Raw genomic sequence first — 13,440 nt, 5'->3', positions numbered from 1 at the left:
GGACATCTTCCAATAATCGCCGCTTGCAGGTGCATCCCTGCCACTCATCCGTCGCCGAGGAGCGGTCAAACTCCGCATGACATGTGGGCTCCGGGCGCAGGAACTGCACTCTGCAGTGACCAGTACGGATTTATCGAAAGGGCTGCATGGACGAGTTTCTGGAACGTCGCCGGGCGATGCAGGTATTGGGGCAAGTATTGGGCGCAGGCGTGGTCGCCACCTCGCTGGCTACCCGCCCGGCGGCAGCGGCGGACAAGGCGCCCGCGCCTCTCGCTCCCGCCCCCGCCCCCGCTACCGGCGAGGTGAAGATGCGCCGCGCCTATGCCGATGGACCCTATGGCCAGATTCACTACCTCGACGCGGTAAAAGGACGGCCGCTGGTCCTGCTGCATCAGGCCGTAATGACCGCCAACCAGTTCGATCGTGTCTTCGCCCCGCTGGTGGCCCACGGCTTCCGTCCGATCGCCATCGACCTGCCCGGTTTCGGCCTGTCCGACAAACCGCCGTTCGAACCTGCCGTCAGCGACTATGCCGCGGTGGTGCCGGCCGTGCTCGACGCGCTCGGCATCCGGCGGGCGGCGGTCGTCGGCCATCATACCGGGGCGCTGGTGACCAACGAAGTCGCGGTCCGGTTCCCCGACCGTGTCATCGCCAACGTCATCTGCGGCCCCCTCTTCATTCCCGAGGAGCAGCGGGCCGCCCTGATCGCCGACATCGGCGGCCGCGAACGCGCGTTCCGCGCACTGCCGCATGCCGCCCACATGAACCAGCTGGCCGAGGCGCGCGAGCGCTATGCGATGGGCACGATCAGCCCCGAGCGCATCAGCGACTATGTCGTGCAGGCCATGCTCGCCTTCCAGCGCGGTGCCTACTGGTACGGCCACAATGCGGGCCTGACCTACCGACAGGAGGGACCGTTGATGAAGATCCGCCAGCCCACGCTGCTTCTGACCAACACCGGCGACATGCTCTACCAGTCGGCCCTGAAAGCCAAGGAAATGCGCCCGGATTTCAAGCTGGTGGAACTGCAGGGCGGCGGCATCGACATCGTCGATCAGCAGCCCGGGCAGTGGTCCGCCGCGATCGCCGATTTCCTGCGTCCGATCCTCTGACCCAGCAGGCTGATATCCCTGTTTCCATTTCCCTTTTCATCCCGACGAACTGCGGATACGCTGCGGGCATCTGGCGGAAGTGGGCGATCCAATGTTCGGTTTTCTGAAGAAGCAGTTCGTCGATGTCATCGACTGGCTGGAGCGGCCCGGCGACCTTGCCTGGCGCGTTCCGTTCGAGGATCGCGAAATCCAGAACGGCGCCCAGTTGACCGTGCGCGAAGGCCAAATGGCGCTGTTCGTCAACGAAGGCAATCTGGCGGATACCTTCGAATCCGGCCTGCACCGGCTCGATACCGCGAACCTGCCGGTGCTCACCAGCCTGATGCACTGGGACAAGGGCTTTCGCTCGCCGTTCAAGTCGGACGTCGTGTTCCTGTCGTTCAAGGAGCAACAGGGCCTGAAGTGGGGCACCGGCCAGCCGGTGACGGTACGCGACGCCGAATTCGGCCCGCTGCGCCTGCGCGCCTTCGGCTCCTATTCGTTCCGCATCGCCGCGGTCGAGCCGTTCGTGGACCGGATCCTTGGCACGCTCGACGGCGTCAGCACTGCGTCTCTCGAGCCGCAACTGCGCGCCGCGATCCAGACTGCGATCGCCACCGCGCTCGGCGGCGGCGGGGTGCCGTTCCTCGATCTCGCGGCCAACCAGCAGGCGCTCTCCGAACGCATCCGCGTGGAAGTCGACAAGGCCTTCGCGCAGTGGGGCCTGACCTGCCTCTCCTTCTACGTCGAGAGCATCTCGCTTCCGGAGGAAGTGCAGGCCCATCTCGACAAGGGCTCCTCGATGCGCGTGCTGGGCGACCTCGGCAACTACACCCGCTTCCAGGCGGCGGAGGCCATCGAGGCCGCAGCCGGGCAGGAAGGCGGATCGGTGGCCGGGATCGGCGCGGGCGTGGCCGCAGCGACGGCGCTCGGCGGCGCCATGGCGCAGGGCCTCGGCACGCAGGCTACGGCCGCCGCCGCTCCCGCCGTAGGACCCCATCGCCACCATCGAAAAACTGCACAAGCTGGTGACCCTGGGCGCGCTCAGCCAGGAGGAGTTCGACGCCAAGAAGGCCGAGCTTCTCTCGCGCATCCGCTGACACGCCTTCGGGGGGAGACGTGAGCAACTGTCCTTCATGCGGCGCGGCCCTGCCTGTGCGCAGCGGCGTCCTGCCCTATACCACCTGCGCCTACTGCCGCTCGCTGCTCCTGCGTGACGGGCTGGAGGTGCAGGACGTCGGAAAGATTGCTGTCCTGCCGCCCGACGTCTCGCCGATTCAGCTGGGCACCGGCCTGCAGGTCGAGGGACTTGCGCTCACCGTCGTCGGGCGGGTCCGCTGGGGCTGGGCCGACGGCTCGTGGAACGAGTGGCTGCTCGATGGCGGCGACGGCACCGAGCGCTGGCTGGGCGAGGCGATGGGGGCGTTCATGCTGACCGCCGCGCGCGCCGACCTCCTCGAACAGCCGATGATCGCGGACTTCGCGGCAGGCGGGCAAATCGCGGTCGGCGCCCGTCTCGCGGTGGAAGGCGTCACCTTGCTGACCATCGACTGCAAGGAGGCCGAATGCCTCGGTAGCGAGGGGGACCTGCCGTTCCCGACGCTTCCGGGTCGCACGATGACCAGCATCGACTTTCGCGGCCCCAACCGTGAGGCGGTAAGCCTGCAGCGCGATGCGCGGGGGGCGTCGGTCTGGCTGGGCTATTACAGCGACCTCGCCTCGCTCGCGCCCTCGAACCTGCGTGCGATCGACGGGTGGATCATCCCGCGCGAGCTGATGCGATGACCGCCGTGCGCACGGTCGCCTGTCCGAACTGCGGCGGCACGCTGGAAGTGCGCGCGGCGGGGCTCAGCGTCAACCTCGCCTGCAGCTATTGCGGCTCGCTGCTCGACATCGCCCGCCCCGAAGTCGCGCTCATCGAGGCGCATGACAAGGCCGCCCGAGGCTTCCACCTGTCGCCCGGCAGGCGCGGCACCCTGTTCGACGTCGAATGGGAGGCCGTCGGCGCGCTGCGACGGCGGGATTCGGGTTATACCTGGGAAGAGTACCTTCTTTTCAACCCTTACGCGGGCTATCGCTGGCTGGTCCTGAGCGATCGCGAATGGCAGTTCGGCACTATGCTGCTCGACCTGCCCGAAGGCGATGACGACACCGTGACCTGGCGCGGCGAACGCTACACGCGCGACGGCGAGGCATCGACCAGCGAGACCACTGCCGTGCTCGGCGAGTTCTACTGGCGCGTGCGTGCAGGCGACACTGTGGAAGCGGCCCTCTACGAACGCGGCGACACCGTGCTGTCGCGCGAAGGCGGTGGCGGGGAGGTCAACTGGACCCAGCTTGTCCCGCTGGAAGACGGCACCGTCGCCGAGGCATTCGGCCTCGTTCCTCTGAAAGCAAAGCGCGCCGTCCGTAGTCCCGTACCGTCGCCCGGCATCTTCGACGACCTGCCGACGATGTTTGGCCTCGCCAGCGCAGCTCTCGTCGCGCTGCTGCTGGCGATGGTGCTGATCTCCGGCCCGGTGGAGCGCGCCTCCGGCAGCGTCGATGCCCCCTTCGCCGCCACGCGCGAGGGCGTGAAGATTGGCACCCTCACCGTCCGCCGCCCATGGCAGTTCGTGACCGTCACCGCGCGCGGCAGCGATTTCGACAACCGCTGGGTCGATCTCGACTACAGCCTCGTCGACCGTGCCACCGGCCAGTCGATCGACGGCTATGGCATCGTCGAGCATTATTCCGGCTACGACAGCGACGGGTCGTGGACCGAGGGTAGCCGCAAGGGTTCGACCCTGCTGGGCAAGGTCCCGCGCGGCACGTACGACCTCTATGTCGATGCCGCCGCCCACGGCTGGCCCAGCGACCCGCCGCCGAATACCTCGGGATGGTCCTCGCTGCCCGAGACGGTCTCCGTCTCGATCGAGGCGGAGACCGGCGCCCTTCCCTGGGGCAACTGGTGGACGGCGGCGTTGCTGCTTTTCGCGTTCCCCTGCGTCGCGGTGTGGCGCCGCTATCGCGAGGAGAACGCCGGATGACGCCGCGCCTGATCCTGTTCCTGCTGTGGATCGCGATGGTCATGGCCGGGTGCCTCAGCGCATCGTATTATGCCTGGTCGCCTTTCTCCGACGAGGAGCGGCCCATGCACGCGGGCGGCTCCTACGGCCCGACGCACAAGTAACCTTCAAGGAGACGGCCCATGCTGACACTCTCGGTCTTCCTCGCCACCCTGCTCTATGCCGCACTCGGCATCGTGATATTCGTGTTCAGCTTCGTGCTGGTCGACAAGCTGACCCCCGGCGAACTGTGGCGCGAGATCATCGAGCGCCGCAACATGGCCGTCGCTCTGCTGGCGGGCGCGGTGGCGCTGGGCATCTCCAACATCATCGCCGCCGCCATCCATGGCTGACCATCGTGGCTGAAGCCGCCCCTCTCGTCCCGACCGACGCCTCGGAGCGCGCGCCCGCCTCGCTGGCGGTGATCCTGCTCGTCTCGGTGCTGGTGGTCGCAACGTGCGGGCTGATCTACGAACTGCTCGCGGGCACCCTCGCCAGCTACCTGCTGGGCGACAGCGTCACGCAGTTCTCGACGGTGATCGGCACCTATCTGTTCGCCATGGGCGTGGGCAGTTGGCTGTCCCGCCACGTCAGGCGCGACGAGATGGGCGTCTTCGTCCGTGTCGAGATCCTGATCGCCGCGCTCGGCGGATGGTCGGCGGCAGGGTTGTTCCTGCTCTTCCCGCTGGTAGGGGATTTCCGCATCGCGCTCTACGCGCTGGTGCTGGCGATCGGCGTGTTGGTGGGGCTGGAGATTCCCCTCCTGATCCGCATCCTGCGCCACCGCTTCGCCTTTCGCGAACTGGTCTCCAACGTCCTGACCTACGACTACGTCGGCGCGCTCATCGCATCGCTGCTGTTCCCGCTGGTGCTGGTGCCCTGGCTGGGAATGATGCGCACGGGGTTCGTCTTCGGTCTCGCCAATGTCGCCGTGGCCCTCGCCCTGCTGGTCGCGCTGCGCGGGCAGCGCCGGATCGCGGTGGACGTCATCGCCGCGCTGGCCGTGGCCGCCAGCCTCGTTGCCGGACTTCTCGCCGCCGACCGGATGCAGCGCTGGTCCGAGGTCGCCTTCTACAGCGAGCCGGTGATCTATGCCCGCTCGACACCTTACCAGCGCATGGTGCTGACCCGGCGGGGAGAGGACCTGCGGCTGTACCTCAACGGCAACCTGCAGTTCTCCACCCGCGACGAGTACCGCTACCACGAGGCGCTGGTCTGGCCGGTGCTCGGCCGCGTCGCCCGCCCGAGCGCCGTTCTGATCCTCGGCGGCGGCGACGGTCTTGCCGCCCGCGAAGTGCTGCGCGACCCGCGCGTGCGGCATGTCACTCTCGTCGATCTCGACCCGGAGATGACGCGCCTGTTCCGCGACACGCCGCAACTGGCTGCGCTGAACGCCGGGTCGCTGTCCTCGCCCCGGATGCACGTCCACAATGCCGACGCGTTCCGCTGGGTTCGCGAGGCGCGCGGCACGTATGACGCAGTAATCGTGGACTTTCCCGATCCGACCGAATTCTCGCTGGGCAAGCTCTATACGGAGAGCTTCTACCGCGAAGTCGCCCGGCTGCTCGCGCCGGACGGCGTGATGACGGTGCAGAGCACCTCGCCGCTGATCGCGCCCGAATCCTACTGGACGGTCGCCACCACACTGGAAGCCGCAGGGCTGCGTGCGCGAGGCTACCACGCCTATGTTCCCAGCTTCGGCGAATGGGGCTTCACCCTTGCCGCGCATCGCCCCCTTGCCGAAGCCGTGCGCCTGCCGCCGCGCCTGCGCTTCCTGACCCCATCGAGCGAACGCGCGATGTTCGATTTCCCGCCCGACATGGCGCGCCGCCCGACCCCGGTGAACCGGCTCGACAACCAGGCGCTGGTGCGCAGCTTCGCGCGCGAATGGGGCCATTATGAAGGTTGATGCCAGTCGGCGCGCGGTTCTTGCAGGCGGCTCGGCGGCCGTTGGTGCCTCGCTGCTCAGCGGCTGCGCCCGGCCCGTGATGGCCGGAACCCTGGGCGGCGCCGACTGGCAGCGCGGCCACCGCCTTCGCGACGGCGCGTTTCCCGCGCCGGAAGGCCCGGTCGAGGACATCGACGTCGTCATCGCAGGCGGCGGCGTCGCCGGTCTGGCGGCGGGCTGGCGGCTGGCGGAAGCGGGTTTCGGCGACTTCGCCGTTTTCGAACTGGAGGAGCACACCGGCGGCAATGCCCGGTCGGGCCGCAATGCGGTCAGCGCCTATCCGCTTGGCGCCCATTACCTGCCGGTCCCGAATCGCGAGGCGAAGGCGCTGCGCCACATGCTGCGCGGCTTCGGCATGATCGTGGGCGATACGGCCGACGGCCCGGTCTACGATCCCTATCAGCTTTGCGCCGACCTTGAGGAACGCCTGCTCTGGCGAGGCGAGTGGCAGGAGGGCCTCTTCCCGCAAACCGGCCTCCCTCCCGCGCAGCAGGCACAACGCCGCGCGTTCGAACGGCGCATGGCGGACTTTCGCGGCGCTGTGGGCGCGGACGGACGGCCTGCCTTTGCCGTACCCTCCCCCCTGTCGAGCACCGACCCGCGCTTCACCGCGCTCGATCGGCATAACTTCGCCGAATGGCTCGACGCCGAAGGTTTCACCGCCCCGGCCCTGCGCGTATACTTGCGCTATTGCTGCCGCGACGACTACGGAGCCGAGCCGGAGCATGTCTCGGCCTGGGCGGGCATCCACTACTTCGCCGCACGGCGCGGCTGGGCCGCGAACGGCGACGGTGACCGCGAACTCACCTGGCCCGAAGGCAACGACCGGCTGGCGAGCCTGATGGCAGCGCGTATCCGGGCAAACCTGCGCCCGGCCTGCAGCGTGTTCCGCGTTGCCGCCACCACCGAGGGCGGCGCCGAACTGGACGTCTTCGACCACGCCGCAGGCCGCAGTCGGCGCCTGCGCGCGAAAGTCGCGATCCTCGCCATGCCGCATTTCGTCGCCGCGCGCGTGGCACCGACACTGTGCGCGAGCGGCGGTTTCTCCTACGCGCCTTGGGTCGTCGCCAACGTCACCCTTTCGCGGCCACCGGCGGGCAAGGGCGTATCCCTCGCATGGGACAATGTCTCGACCGCCAGCGACGCGCTCGGCTACGTGGTCGCCACGCATCAGACCGCCAGCGCCGCTGCGGGACCGACGGTGCTGACATGGTACATGCCCTTATCGCGCGAAACGCCCGAGGAGGCCCGCAAGATCATGATGACCCGCTCGCTGGAACGCTGGCAGGACATCGTGCGCGACGACCTGCTGGCCATGAACCCCGACCTCGACGGCGCGATCGAGAGCATCGACGTGTGGCGCTGGGGCCATGCCATGATCCGGCCCACACCGGGCTTCCTGTCCGACCCGGAGCGCCTTGCCGCCCGCGCCGCGCGGCCGCCGGTGCTGTTCGCGCATTCCGACCTCAGCGGCCTGTCGCTGTTCGAAGAAGCCCATCACCACGGCGTGACCGCCGCCGAAACGGCGCTGGCCCACCTTGGCCATGCCTTCCAGAGCATCGCCTGACCATGACTCACCGCGCCGGAACGAGCGTCCATCTCATCGCCGACCTAGTCGCAGCCGACGGCCTGGACGACGTCGAGCGGGTGGAACATGCCCTACGCGAAGCCGCTGCGGCAGCGCGGCTGACCGTCCTCGACGTGCGGCTGCATCACTTCGGCGCGGGCATGGGCGTCACCGGAGTGGCGCTGCTCGCCGAATCGCACATCTCGATCCACACCTGGCCCGAGGATGGCCTCGCCGCCGTCGACCTGTTCGTCTGCGGAGAGGAAGCCGATCCCGAGGCGGCCTTGCGTGTCATCTGCGCCCGTTTTCAGGCGAGCGTGCGCGAACGGCGGCTCATTCCCCGCCTGCGCCCGGCCGTCGCCGTCAATGGAGTTTCAGGCGAGGTCTCACCACGCGATTGACGTGGCCTACCGCGATCAGTGCGGTGCCTTTCAGCCAGCCATGGATCGCGATCAGATGCATGCGGTACAGCGACAGGTAGATCATGCGGGCAAGCCGCCCCTCCACCGCCATGCGCCCGCCGACGAGGTTGCCCATCAGCGTACCCACTGTCGAGAACCGGCTGAGCGACACCAGCGAACCACGGTCCCTGTAATCGAAATCCCTGAGCGGCTTGCCGTCCATCAGCCGCCTGAGGTTGTCGAACGCGGTCGCCGCCATCTGGTGCGCGGCCTGCGCGCGCGGCGGAATGGGGCGGTCGCGGCCGGGCAGCATGCAGAACGCGCAGTCCCCCAGCGCGAAAATTTTCGGATCGGTCACGCTCTGCAGGGTTGGGGAGACCACCACCTGCCCGGAGCGTGACAGTTCGAGGCCGTCGAGCCCGCCGGTGATCGGCTTGGCCTTGACGCCTGCGGCCCATACTTGGAGGTCGGCCTCGATCAGTTCGCCGTCGCCCGTGATCATGCCTGCGCTGGTGCTTTCGACGATGGGCGTCGCCGTGCGGACGCGCACGCCCAGGTTCTGCAGCTCGTCCCGTGCCGACTCGGCGAGTCGTTCAGGCAGCGCGGGCAGGATTCGCGGTCCCGCCTCGACCAGCGTGACCTTGAGGCGGCCACGGTCGAACACCTCCAGCCCGTAGTAGCCCAGCGCGTCGGCGGCATTGAAAAGTTCGGCGGCGAGTTCGACACCGGTGGCGCCGCCGCCTACGATCGAGACGCGCACCCGCGCGTCGCTCGCCTCGTCAACCAGCATCGCCCGCGAGACGCGCAGGCACTGGTCCAGCAGCCGGTCGCGGAAGCGGTCGGCATCGGCGCGGCGGTCCAGGAACATGCAGTTCTCCCGAACCCCCGGCGTGCCGAAATCGTTCGTCACCGAACCATAGGCGAGCACCAGGTAATCGTAGCGAAGTTGCTGAGCGCCAACGACTTCGTTGCCGCGATCGTCGAGGATCGGGGCCAGGTCGATGCGCTGCGCGGCTCGGTCGATCCCCGCCAGCGTGCCCTTGAAATAGCGGTAGCCCCACTTGTGGCAGTGGCCGCGATAGCCGACCTCGTCGAGGTTCGCATCGAGCGACCCGGCCGCCACTTCATGCAGCAGCGGCTTCCAGATATGCGTCCGGTTCTCGTCTACGAGGATGATGTCGTGGTGGGCGCGGCCATAGCGGGCACCCAGCCGGGTGGCGAGTTCGAGCCCGGCGGCGCCGCCGCCGACGATGACGATCTGGGTCTTCTGAGATTGCACGTGCGGTCCTTCATTCGGGGCATCTTGCCGCGCGAAATGTTATGTACTAACTGGTACACACGTTGAGCGGTTGTGTCACCGCCCGATTTTCCTGTCGCTCCAGGGTAACCTCAAGCCGATCGCGATTGCATTGGGCAAAGGGTCCCAGAGATGAAAAATTCGAGGAGAAGCCGCATGTCCGGCTCGATTGAAGGGGGCAACCTGCTTAGCCGCATATGGCTGGCGGTGCTCGGTATAGTGATCCTGGCCGCGGGCCTTTTCTTCGTCGTCGGCGGCGCGCGACTCGTGAGCCTGGGGGGTAGCTTCTACTTCCTGCTCGCAGGGCTGGCGCTCGTGGTGTCCGGCTTCCTCATCGCCCGCCGTCGCCCGACCGGCGCCGTGCTGTTCGGCGCGGTCTTCCTTGCCACGATCCTGTGGTCGCTGTGGGAAGTGGGCTTCGCGTTCTGGCCGCTGATCTCGCGCCTGCTGGCGCTGGGCGTCGGCATGACGGTGGTGGCGCTTTCCCTGCCGCTGATGCGCAAAGCGCAGGGCATGGTCCCCGCATGGCGCCCGGCACTGGGCACCGCCGCCATCGTCGGCATCGCCTCTGCAGCCGGTTTCGCCGCGATGTTTTCGCCGCACCCGACCGTGCCCTTCGCGGGCGTCGAAGCGGCGCTCACCCCGGTCGATGCCGCCGGCGAGCAGAAGAACTGGGCAGCTTACGGCAACACCGCCGGCGGCAGCCGCTTCGTCGCGCTGGACCAGATCACCCGCGACAACGTGAAGAACCTGCAGGTCGCCTGGACCTACCGCACCGGCGACGTCGCCGAGAGCGATGGCAATGGCGCCGAGGACCAGGACACCCCGCTGCAGGTGGGTGACACCGTCTACATCTGCACACCCCACAACAACGTCATCGCGCTCGATGCCGACACCGGCAAGCAGAAGTGGAAGGCCGAAGTCAACGCTTATGCCTCCGTCTGGATGCGCTGCCGCGGCCTCGCCTACTTCGATGCGAAGGCTCCGCTGCAGCAGCCCAGCCTGCCGGGCTCCACCCCGGTGACTGCGGCGACGCTGCCCGAGGGCGCGCCGTGCGAACGCCGCATCCTGATGAACACCATCGACGGCAAGCTGATGGCCTTCGACGCCGATACCGGCAAAGTCTGCACCGGCTTCGGCACCGATGGCCGCGTCGATCTGCTCGCGGGCCTCGGCAATGCGCCCGATCCGCAGTACCAGCTCACCGCCGCGCCGACGCTGGCGGGCACCACCATCGTCATCGGCGGCCGCGTGGCCGACAACGTCCAGATCGACATGCCCGGCGGGGTGATCCGCAGCTTCGACGTCATCACCGGCAAGCTGCGCTGGGCCTTCGACCCGGGCAACCCCGCCATCACCGGCATGCCCGCCAAGGGCCAGACCTACACGCGCTCGACCCCGAACGTGTGGTCGGCGATGTCGTATGATGCGGCATCCAACACCGTGTTCATGCCGGTAGGCAGCTCGTCGGTCGACCTGTTCGGCGTGCCGCGCACCCCGCTCGACCACAAGTACGGCGCCTCGGTGCTCGCCCTCGACGCGACCACCGGCAAGGAGAAGTGGCACTACCAGACGGTCCACAACGACTTGTGGGACTTCGACCTGCCGATGCAGCCCAGCCTGATCGACTTCCCGGTCAAGGGTCGCGGCAAGGTTCCCGCCGTCGTCATCGGCACCAAGGCGGGCCAACTCTACGTGCTCGACCGGCAGACAGGCAAGCCGCTCACCAAGGTCGTCGAGACCCCGGTGAAGGCCGCCAACATCCCCGGCGAGCCCTATTCGCCGACCCAGCCCAGGTCGGTCGAGATGCCGCAGATCGGCGCGCAGACGCTGACCGAGGCGGACATGTGGGGCGCCACTCCGTTCGACCAGCTGATGTGCCGCATCGCCTTCAAGGGCATGCGCTACGAAGGGCTCTACACCGCGCCGGGCACCGACAAGTCGCTGGCCTTCCCCGGCTCGCTGGGCGGCATGAACTGGGGCAGCCTGTCGATCGACCCCACCACCAATACCGTCTTCGCCAACGACATGCGCCTCGGCCTGTGGGTACAGATGTTCCCGCAGACCAAGGCCCAGCAGGGCAAGGCCGGCGCCGCGGGCGAGGCCGTCAACACCGGCATGGGCTCGGTTCCGCTCAAGGGCACGCCCTACTCGGTGACCAAGGACCGCTTCCTCTCGGCACTGGGCATTCCGTGCCAGGCTCCGCCGTTCGGCACCCTGACCGCCATCGACATGAACACCCGCAAGGTGAAGTGGCAGGTCCCGGTCGGCACCGTGGAAGACACCGGCCCGATGGGCATCCGCATGGGCCTGCCGATCCCGATCGGCATGCCGACGCTGGGCGGCACGCTCGCCACGCAGGGCGGCCTCGTCTTCATCGCCGGCACCCAGGACTTCTACCTGCGCGCCTTCGATTCGGGCAGCGGCAAGGAGCTGTGGAAGGGTCGCCTGCCCGTCGGCAGCCAAGGCGGACCGATGAGCTACAAGTCGCCGAAGACCGGCAAGCAGTACATCGTCATCACCGCCGGTGGTGCCCGACAATCCAAGCAGCGCGGCGACTACGTGGTCGCTTACAAGCTGCCCTGACCTGATGGGGGGCGGGCCGGTGGCCTGCCCCCCAATTCCAACGACCAGACAAAGCTGCCCCGCGCCGGAACTCGCCGCGCGCGGGAGCAGCAGCAGGAGGGGGCCATGGGCCGTCGCATCCATTCTCTCGCAGCGCTCGCCGCAGGCTGCGCATTCACTTTCCCGATGACCGCTCTGGCAGAAGACGCCGAGGCGGGCACCGCAACCAACGTCGTCGTGACCGGCGCCACCGCAACTGCAGGCACCGCGCAGGACCATCGGCCGACTTCCACGCAGGGCGCCTCCACCGCCAGACCTCTGCACGCGCCGCATCCGCGCGAGACGCTGACCGGCGACTGGGGCGGCGTGCGCACCGACCTGAAGGACGCGGGCGTCACCGTGCGCGCCGACTACGTCTCGGAAACCTTCTCCAACGTCGACGGCGGCCAGCGCCGGGGCACCGCCTATGTCCAGCAGATCCGCGCGGGCGTCGATCTCGACATGGACAAGATCGCCGGGATCGACGGCGGCGCCATTCACCTGACCATCAACGACCGGCGCGGCATCGGCATCTCGTCGGACTTCGTGGGCAACCGCCTGCCGATCCAGGAAGCAGCGGGCGGCTACTATGCACGCCTGAGCGAACTGACCTGGGAACAGAATTTCGATGGCGGCCGCCTGAACCTGCGCGCGGGCTTCTTTGCGATGGGCAATGACCTCGGCGGCCTGTCGATCGGCTGCAACCTCGTCAACGCGGCATTCTGCGCGCACCCGCTGTCCGAAAGCGGCAGCACCGGCTGGTATAACTATCCCAACGCCCGCTGGGGGCTGGCGGTGCGCTACAAGCTGCGCCCCGACCTGATCGTGCGCACCGGCGTCTACCAGACCAACCCCGACCTCGGGCTGGAGAAGAACGCCTTCAAACCGTTCGCAGGCAAGACTACCGGTGTCGTCCTGCCGCTGGAACTGGAGTACGATCCCGGCGCCACGCCCGGTAGTCACGTGATGCCCGGCCACTACAAGGTGGGCTTCTACTACGACACCGCCAATGCCGACCGGCAGGGCACCCCGGGCCGCGTGACCGGTCGCTTCGGCGGCTATGTGCTGGGCGACCAGATGATCCTGCGCGACAAGGGCGGCAACGGCAAGCGCGGCCTCTCGATCTTCGGCCACTTCACCGCCAACCCGGAGCAGTCGGCGCAGATCACCCGCTGGTACGCGGCCGGTTTCCTCAAGCTGGGCACCTTCAAAGGCCGCGACGCCGACACCCTCGCGCTGGGCGTGATCCACGCGCAGGTCAACGAGCGCCTGCGCGCGCTTCACGCCGAATTCCTCGGCCTCGCGGACGGCTACACCGCCCTGCCCGAAGGCGAGACGGCGATCGAGATGAGCTACGGCCTGCAGTTGACGCCTTGGCTCAATATCCGTCCCGACGTGCAGTACATCGTCGATCCGGGCGCCTTCTCCTACCGAACCACGCACGATGCGCTGGCACTCGGCGTGCAGGTCAAGATGCAGATCTGA

At 68.0% G+C, this 13,440-nt stretch carries 12 protein-coding genes and 1 pseudogene; 12 read left to right on the top strand and 1 reads right to left on the bottom strand.

The features are described 5' to 3' along the window. The first annotated feature begins 146 nt into the window (after positions 1 to 146). The 10 genes and pseudogenes from HWN72_RS24060 to speD all read left to right on the top strand — a co-directional run bounded on the left by HWN72_RS24060 (position 147) and on the right by speD (position 8,054). Positions 147 to 1,112 carry an alpha/beta fold hydrolase gene (locus tag HWN72_RS24060; protein ID WP_036525033.1) on the top strand — a complete coding sequence of 322 codons (966 nt, stop codon included), beginning with the start codon at positions 147 to 149 and terminating at the stop codon, positions 1,110 to 1,112. A gap of 91 nt (positions 1,113 to 1,203) precedes the next feature. Beyond that, positions 1,204 to 1,842: pseudogene (locus tag HWN72_RS32070) on the top strand (SPFH domain-containing protein); the annotation flags it as partial. A gap of 277 nt (positions 1,843 to 2,119) precedes the next feature. Beyond that, positions 2,120 to 2,191 carry a hypothetical protein gene (locus tag HWN72_RS32065; protein ID WP_375154542.1) on the top strand — a complete coding sequence of 24 codons (72 nt, stop codon included), beginning with the start codon at positions 2,120 to 2,122 and terminating at the stop codon, positions 2,189 to 2,191. 19 nt (positions 2,192 to 2,210) lie between these two features. Further along, positions 2,211 to 2,876, top strand: coding sequence for a DUF4178 domain-containing protein (locus tag HWN72_RS24050; protein WP_036525039.1), 666 nt, complete (start codon positions 2,211 to 2,213; stop codon positions 2,874 to 2,876). Next, positions 2,873 to 4,120 carry a DUF4178 domain-containing protein gene (locus tag HWN72_RS24045; protein ID WP_211151590.1) on the top strand — a complete coding sequence of 416 codons (1,248 nt, stop codon included), beginning with the start codon at positions 2,873 to 2,875 and terminating at the stop codon, positions 4,118 to 4,120. The genes HWN72_RS24050 and HWN72_RS24045 overlap by 4 nt, the downstream gene beginning before the upstream one ends. Beyond that, positions 4,117 to 4,263 (top strand): hypothetical protein, encoded by a 147-nt coding sequence (locus tag HWN72_RS24040; protein ID WP_197524483.1) that lies wholly within the window; start codon positions 4,117 to 4,119, stop codon positions 4,261 to 4,263. The genes HWN72_RS24045 and HWN72_RS24040 overlap by 4 nt, the downstream gene beginning before the upstream one ends. Positions 4,264 to 4,281: 18 nt before the next feature. Next, positions 4,282 to 4,491 (top strand): DUF350 domain-containing protein, encoded by a 210-nt coding sequence (locus tag HWN72_RS24035; RefSeq protein WP_036525045.1) that lies wholly within the window; start codon positions 4,282 to 4,284, stop codon positions 4,489 to 4,491. A gap of 5 nt (positions 4,492 to 4,496) precedes the next feature. Further along, a complete protein-coding gene (locus HWN72_RS24030; protein WP_069709369.1) occupies positions 4,497 to 6,047 on the top strand; it encodes a polyamine aminopropyltransferase in 1,551 nt (516 codons plus the stop codon). Next, on the top strand, positions 6,037 to 7,653 hold the full coding sequence (locus HWN72_RS24025) for an FAD-dependent oxidoreductase (RefSeq protein ID WP_036525048.1): 1,617 nt from the start codon (positions 6,037 to 6,039) through the stop codon (positions 7,651 to 7,653). Before HWN72_RS24030 ends, HWN72_RS24025 begins: the two co-directional genes overlap by 11 nt. A gap of 2 nt (positions 7,654 to 7,655) precedes the next feature. Further along, the gene (speD, locus tag HWN72_RS24020) at positions 7,656 to 8,054 is read left to right on the top strand and encodes an adenosylmethionine decarboxylase (protein WP_036525050.1); all 399 of its coding nucleotides are present in this window, start codon (positions 7,656 to 7,658) and stop codon (positions 8,052 to 8,054) included. Here speD and HWN72_RS24015 read toward each other — a convergent pair. Continuing rightward, positions 8,017 to 9,333, bottom strand: coding sequence for an NAD(P)/FAD-dependent oxidoreductase (locus HWN72_RS24015; protein ID WP_008833336.1), 1,317 nt, complete (start codon positions 9,331 to 9,333; stop codon positions 8,017 to 8,019). The two genes, speD and HWN72_RS24015, sit on opposite strands and share 38 nt — an antisense overlap. Positions 9,334 to 9,507: 174 nt before the next feature. Here HWN72_RS24015 and HWN72_RS24010 point away from each other — a divergent pair, with 174 nt between their 5' ends. Continuing rightward, positions 9,508 to 11,937, top strand: coding sequence for a glucose/quinate/shikimate family membrane-bound PQQ-dependent dehydrogenase (locus tag HWN72_RS24010; RefSeq protein WP_211151589.1), 2,430 nt, complete (start codon positions 9,508 to 9,510; stop codon positions 11,935 to 11,937). A 105-nt stretch (positions 11,938 to 12,042) separates the two neighbouring features. After that, entirely contained in the window at positions 12,043 to 13,440 is a 1,398-nt protein-coding gene (locus HWN72_RS24005) for a carbohydrate porin (RefSeq protein WP_036525053.1), read from the top strand.

Origin of the sequence: Novosphingobium sp. HR1a (genome assembly GCF_015594425.1) — a bacterium.
Taxonomy (GTDB): domain Bacteria; phylum Pseudomonadota; class Alphaproteobacteria; order Sphingomonadales; family Sphingomonadaceae; genus Novosphingobium; species Novosphingobium resinovorum_A.
Note: the sequence above shows the minus strand (reverse complement) of the source record. Positions and strands in the feature narration are given on the sequence as shown.

Excerpts from the sequence above, each read along its gene's own strand:
- HWN72_RS24060 (WP_036525033.1), top strand. The coding sequence starts at position 147 with ATGGACGAGTTTCTGGAACGTCGCCGGGCGATGCAGGTATTGGGGCAA.
- HWN72_RS24045 (WP_211151590.1), top strand. The coding sequence starts at position 2,873 with ATGACCGCCGTGCGCACGGTCGCCTGTCCGAACTGCGGCGGCACGCTG.
- HWN72_RS24040 (WP_197524483.1), top strand. The coding sequence starts at position 4,117 with ATGACGCCGCGCCTGATCCTGTTCCTGCTGTGGATCGCGATGGTCATG.
- HWN72_RS24035 (WP_036525045.1), top strand. The coding sequence starts at position 4,282 with ATGCTGACACTCTCGGTCTTCCTCGCCACCCTGCTCTATGCCGCACTC.
- HWN72_RS24025 (WP_036525048.1), top strand. The coding sequence starts at position 6,037 with ATGAAGGTTGATGCCAGTCGGCGCGCGGTTCTTGCAGGCGGCTCGGCG.
- speD (WP_036525050.1), top strand. The coding sequence starts at position 7,656 with ATGACTCACCGCGCCGGAACGAGCGTCCATCTCATCGCCGACCTAGTC.
- HWN72_RS24010 (WP_211151589.1), top strand. The coding sequence starts at position 9,508 with ATGTCCGGCTCGATTGAAGGGGGCAACCTGCTTAGCCGCATATGGCTG.
- HWN72_RS24005 (WP_036525053.1), top strand. The coding sequence starts at position 12,043 with ATGGGCCGTCGCATCCATTCTCTCGCAGCGCTCGCCGCAGGCTGCGCA.